The following is a 5,251-nucleotide window of genomic DNA, read 5'->3' on the forward strand; positions in this document are numbered from 1 at the left end:
AATAATGTTAATGCGCAAAATTTTTACGAAAAATTAGGCTGGTTTCCAAGGGATGAAATACGCATGTATTCGTTTAATAACTCAAGTAATCCAAACGTTTAGTGGCAGCTTATAACAAACGGCTCAAGAGGGATTGCCAACGCTTGGCGACTTTAGCGCAAAATTGAGGTTCAGTGTTTACAGTGTGTTTTTTAAGTTCGGCGGTGCGTTGTCAACCCCTTAGCCGGGCGTTAGCAGCCATACTGGTAGTTATGTATAAGGGTATCAAATGCAAGAAAGAGAAAAATATGAAAATGGGCTCTTTACCATTCGTTTTATTGGTGATGATCTAGATAAACGCGGAGTCAGTATTTATGATCTTGGCGAATCTTTAATTGCTTTTCAACGAATTATAAATAAAGCGTATTTAGCTCAGGAAGACCGTTTGGTTAAAGGTGCATTCCCTTCAAATGAAGAGAGGCAACATTTATCTCTTCAAATTGGCCAGCGAAAAAGAGCCTCCGATGGTTTCTCCCTAATTCCAATATTGGCTGACCCACATACTCAACAAGCTATGTTAAAAGTAGCAGATTGGGTTATATCGGGAGTTGTTGGCTATTATGTAGGTGACGTAATCCAACAGCTAAAAAATGAAAACGACCCCAACAAACGCATATTCATTAGTTCCATTTTTAAAGAAATTTCAACGATTGTTAACCGTATTGGTACAAGTGGAGGTGTTAGCCAAATATCCATCGGCTCACCGGCTAAAGGTCAAGAGACTGTAGTCGCATTTGATAGAGAAACTAAAAACTATTTAGTTGAACTTTCGAATGAAACTTACTTAGGCGCATACCAAGAAATATACGGCAAGGTGTATAAGATGTATCCGGCGAGTAAAATAGTTGCGATTCGTCGTGTGGGAGGGTCGACAGTCAATGTATTTTTAAACGAAAGTGACTTTGACGAGATTCGCTATTGCAAAGATACTAATCCTTTTTATACGTTCAAAGGACATCCAGTCTATAAAATGGGTGTTGAAACTAAATCAGTTACAGATTTTGACGCAGAGTCAATCGAGTACAGAGAACCAGATTCGTAAACTGGCTGCTAACAAACGCTTCAAGAGGGACAGCCAACGCGTGGCATTTTTATTATGCGTTGGTTTTTGTGTTTACGGTGTTATGCGGAAACTTGGTAGTAGCGTTGTCAGCCCCTTAAGCGGGCGTTATAAGCTTCGAGGAAAATTATGGAAAGTCTCATCAAACAAGCGATTGAATTGCGGAAAAAGGCTAAGTATCAAGAGTCGAGAGCTTTACTAAAAACGTTATTAAATGATGAGGCTTATTCTGCTAAGGCTCACTTGCAAATTGCTTGGTCGTACGACAATGAGGGTAAAGAGCAAGAAGCGGTTGCTCATTATCTGTTGTCTCTTTCGGGTCTACTTTCGTCGGTAGAAAGGTTTGATGCTTTGTTTGGGCTAGCGAGCACTTATCGAACCCTTGGCATGTATTCAGAGGCGTTAAGCTATTTCGAGCAAACTCTCAGTGACTACCCTGGTTCTATTGAAGTTCAGCCTTTCTATGCCATGTGCCTCTACAACTTGGGACGCTATAAAGAAGCGATATCATTGCTACTTGGACTTCTAGTATCGACCACGAATAGTGATGCAATTAAAGAGTATCAGCGAGCTATTTCTTTATACGCACAAGACTTAGATAAAACATGGTAAAACGAAGCACGCTTATAACAAACGGCTCAAGAGGGATTGCCAACGCTTGGCGACTTTAGTGCAAAATTGAAGTTCAGTGTTTACAGTGTGTTTTTTGAGTTCGGCTATGCGTTGTCAACCCCTTAGCCGGGCGTTATGTGAATGGAGATCAAAATGTCTTCTGTGCCAAAAAATAAGGATGAATTAGAGTTAGCTATAAACTCAATATTTCCGAAACTCATGGCTGACTATCGTTCAATTCCGGAAAGTAAAGCTCGCAAATCTGGAGTAGAGGGAAACGTCAAAGGTACTGTCATTAGTGTTAGTGATACAGTGGCTTACTTGATTGGTTGGGGAAAACTGGTTCTTAAATGGCATCAGCTAAGATCTCGACACCAACATGTAGATTTCCCGGAAACTGGTTATAAATGGAACCAATTAGGTTCACTCGCTGAAAGCTTCCACGAAGAGTATCGTGAGTGGAAATACAATGATTTACTCATTGAACTTGAGTCTACGGTTAACGAGATACTTTTACTCATTTCAAGCTTAAGTAATCATGACTTATATGGTGTTGCGTGGTATGAACAATGGACTTTGGGGCGCATGATTCAGTTTAATACGTCATCACCTATGAAAAATGTGCGTACAAAAGTTAGGCGTTTCAATCGAGAATTCACATAACAAACGCTTCAAGAGGGACAGCCAACGCGCAGCATTTTTACTATGCGTTGGTTTTTGTGATTACGGTGTTATGCGGAAAGTTAGTAGTAGCGTTGGCTGCCCCTTAAGCGGGCGTTATGTGGCAAATCAAGTTTAGAGGAAAAAATGAAGTATAAAGGGTTAATTTATTTTGCAGTTGCTGTCGTCGGACTTCAGCTAATTTATGGTGTGGGAGTGCTTGAGCTTATTCCAGAACATGGCGATCGCGGCTTGTTTGGAGATATGTTTGGTGGGCTTACTTCATTGTTTTCTGGTTTAGCATTTGCGGGGATGATCTATGCCATCCTTTTACAAAGCAAAGAGCTAGGGTTACAACGTGAAGAATTAGCATTGACTAGAGGCGAGTTGGCAGCATCCCGTGAAGAGCAAAGAAAGTCTGCTAAAGCACAAGAAGAATTAGTAGAAAAGCAGTTAATGACAGCTAAAATTCAAGGCGTTTCAGCTATTGTACAAGGTCGATACCAATATGCTTCATCATACGGAATACATGCTGAGAGTAAGGTTCAGTCAGCTATCCAGGCAGAACAACACCTTATTGAGCTAATCAATGAATGCTCGGATACAGACTTACCAATTGACGAAATGAAGCCCTAGAAAATAGCCACATAACAAAGCATTTAAGAGTGATTCTCAACGCTTGGCATTTTCAGCTCAAGATTGGGTTTTGTGTTTACGGCGCAGTGGTTTAGGTCAGGTGGTAGCGTTGCTCACACCTTAATGCGGCGTTATATTTACAAAGGAGAGGGGCTCTTTTGACATTACAAGATTGGAGCAATATAGCTCAGATAGTTACAACAATAGTAACCAGTATTGGTATCGTAGGTACCATTTTGTTTTCTGTCCGCTCACTCCGTGAGATCACAAAAGAAAGGCATATTCAAGTTCGACCTTTACTTTTGTTTGAAAGAGGGGGCTGGCAAATCCCTATTAAGTTTGCCAATAGAGGTGTTGCAATACCAGGTTATAATCCAGGGTATTTAAAAACGGTAATATCTTTACCCGAAAATGCTGAGTCTATCGTATTGGAACTGGAAGATAGAGGGTATGGAATACTTAGGAATCATGGGTTGGGGCCAGCTCTAGAGTGTGAAGTTTGTTGGATCGCAGAAGAAGTAGTTATCGCAGGCAGTAAGTTTAAGGTTACAGAGGATAAACTAAAAGAGCCTCTGTATTGCGAGGAGCTGAATACTTGGCCTGCTCTTACTCGAAACATTCACTCAGGAGAGTTTGCTGAGATAAACTGCATTCCATCATTTATTGTCAAAGATCATCGTAAACAGATAGAAAGAGTTGATGGCTTGTTAAAAATTAAATGTAAAGATTTATACGACAATGATCATGTATTCCTTCAGGAATTCCACTTTTTCACTCACTACGAAAACGATGAGCCAATGGTTCATGTGACGTTTTCTGATCCTAAAAAGTAAATATAACAAACTGTTTAAGAGGGATTCGCAACGCGTGGCATTTTCACTATGCGTTGGTTTTAGTGATTAAGATGGTGTGCGTAGGCATCTGTATTGCGTTGCTCACCCCTTAACAGGGCGTTAGTTTTTTCAGGTCAAATCAATACAAACGTAGTTGGTCGATAAAATGAAAAATAAAAATGGTTATGTAAGTGTTAGTGGCTCCGAGATTTATTACGAGCTTTCAGGTAATCATGACGGCAAGCCATTATTGATGCTTCATGGCGGTCTTGGTTCGTTGAATGGGTTAAGTTCAATTCATAAATATGTTGCTGCTGACTATCAATTGATAAGTATAGATTTCCGTGGTCACGGAAAGTCCCTTTTAGGCAATCGTCCACTTAATTACATGCAATATCAACAAGACGTTCAGCATGTTCTTAGCTATTTGGGTATTGAGAAATATTCGATTTTTGGTTTTAGTGACGGTGGTATCGTAGGTTATCGTTTAGCAATACAAGAACCGGAGAGAGTATCTTGTTTGGTGACACTGGGTTCGCAGTGGCGATTAGAGGCAGATGATCCATCAGTTGAATTACTAAGTGGTTTGACGGCTGAATTTTGGGCATCAAGGTTTGCCGATGATGTTGCTTTATATGAGGCGTCAAATCCTAAACCGGATTTCCCTAAACTCGTAGACGCTGTACTTGACACAACAGAATCTGGCTACCCACATGAGTTAGTTGAAAAAATCCGTTGCCCGACATTAGTAATGCGAGGTGATAATGACTTCTTGTTTTCGTTGGATGAGGCAGCGGCTTTAAAGTCGAAAATTGTAGGTTGTAGTTTTGCCAATATTCCATTGACAGCACATTCGTCGCATCAAGAATCACCGGAATTGGTGGGTGAAATGTTAGAGCAGTTCTTGTTGCAACACAAAAACTAACAAACGGCTCAAGAGGGATTGCCAACGCATGGCGGTTTTAGTGCAAAATTGAAGTTCAGTGTTTACGGTATGTTTTTTGAGTTCGGTTATGCGTTGTCAACCCCTTAGCCGGGCGTTAGGCAAAGTGAGTTTTTATCAGCTAAGTCGAGTTTGAATTGAACGGTAAATGCCATGTTTTCTAGCTTAAGTTAAGCAATAAATAATCATCACATATTTGTTGTTTCTTGATCGCGTTGGGTTGTTTAGCGCTGTGAGTTTAGCGGCAAAATAACCTTCAGCATCCAAACGTCCGCCGAGCATGCTACGCTCGTCACTTTTCTTCCAAATCGCTTAATTTGAATTTTTTGTTTCTTTGCTGATTTAGGGTTTTGGTTTATAAATGAATGGGTTAGTTTGTTTTAAGTTTACAAAAAAGCTCGTTCTTTGGTTGTAAAAGTGTCGGTGTCAATTGGTTGGCCTAACAAACGGCTCAAGAGGGATTGCCAA

At 40.4% G+C, this 5,251-nt stretch carries 6 protein-coding genes and 1 pseudogene; all 7 read left to right on the forward strand.

All coding sequences use genetic code 11. The features are described from left to right. Positions 1-102, forward strand: a pseudogene (locus AACT23_RS13550) (GNAT family N-acetyltransferase); the annotation flags it as partial. A gap of 166 nt (positions 103-268) precedes the next feature. Further along, a complete protein-coding gene (locus AACT23_RS13555) occupies positions 269-1,081 on the forward strand; it encodes a hypothetical protein (protein WP_094128438.1) in 813 nt (270 codons plus the stop codon). Between the two features lie 147 nt (positions 1,082-1,228). After that, positions 1,229-1,711, forward strand: a complete 483-nt coding sequence (locus AACT23_RS13560) for a tetratricopeptide repeat protein (protein WP_094128441.1) — start codon at positions 1,229-1,231, stop codon at positions 1,709-1,711. 153 nt (positions 1,712-1,864) lie between these two features. After that, positions 1,865-2,374 (forward strand): ClbS/DfsB family four-helix bundle protein, encoded by a 510-nt coding sequence (locus AACT23_RS13565; protein ID WP_094128444.1) that lies wholly within the window; start codon positions 1,865-1,867, stop codon positions 2,372-2,374. A 144-nt stretch (positions 2,375-2,518) separates the two neighbouring features. Next, positions 2,519-3,007, forward strand: coding sequence for a hypothetical protein (locus AACT23_RS13570; protein ID WP_094128447.1), 489 nt, complete (start codon positions 2,519-2,521; stop codon positions 3,005-3,007). A 158-nt stretch (positions 3,008-3,165) separates the two neighbouring features. After that, positions 3,166-3,840, forward strand: a complete 675-nt coding sequence (locus AACT23_RS13575; protein WP_094128450.1) for a hypothetical protein — start codon at positions 3,166-3,168, stop codon at positions 3,838-3,840. A gap of 166 nt (positions 3,841-4,006) precedes the next feature. Beyond that, on the forward strand, positions 4,007-4,765 hold the full coding sequence (locus AACT23_RS13580) for an alpha/beta fold hydrolase (protein ID WP_094128453.1): 759 nt from the start codon (positions 4,007-4,009) through the stop codon (positions 4,763-4,765). Positions 4,766-5,251 lie beyond the last annotated feature (486 nt).

Source organism: Vibrio sp. V09_P4A23P171 (assembly GCF_963875615.1).
In the GTDB taxonomy this organism is placed as follows: Bacteria; Pseudomonadota; Gammaproteobacteria; order Enterobacterales; family Vibrionaceae; genus Vibrio; species Vibrio anguillarum.

Coding starts and splice junctions, on each gene's coding strand:
- AACT23_RS13555 (WP_094128438.1), top strand. CDS start 269: ATGCAAGAAAGAGAAAAATATGAAAATGGGCTCTTTACCATTCGTTTT.
- AACT23_RS13560 (WP_094128441.1), top strand. CDS start 1,229: ATGGAAAGTCTCATCAAACAAGCGATTGAATTGCGGAAAAAGGCTAAG.
- AACT23_RS13565 (WP_094128444.1), top strand. CDS start 1,865: ATGTCTTCTGTGCCAAAAAATAAGGATGAATTAGAGTTAGCTATAAAC.
- AACT23_RS13570 (WP_094128447.1), top strand. CDS start 2,519: ATGAAGTATAAAGGGTTAATTTATTTTGCAGTTGCTGTCGTCGGACTT.
- AACT23_RS13580 (WP_094128453.1), top strand. CDS start 4,007: ATGAAAAATAAAAATGGTTATGTAAGTGTTAGTGGCTCCGAGATTTAT.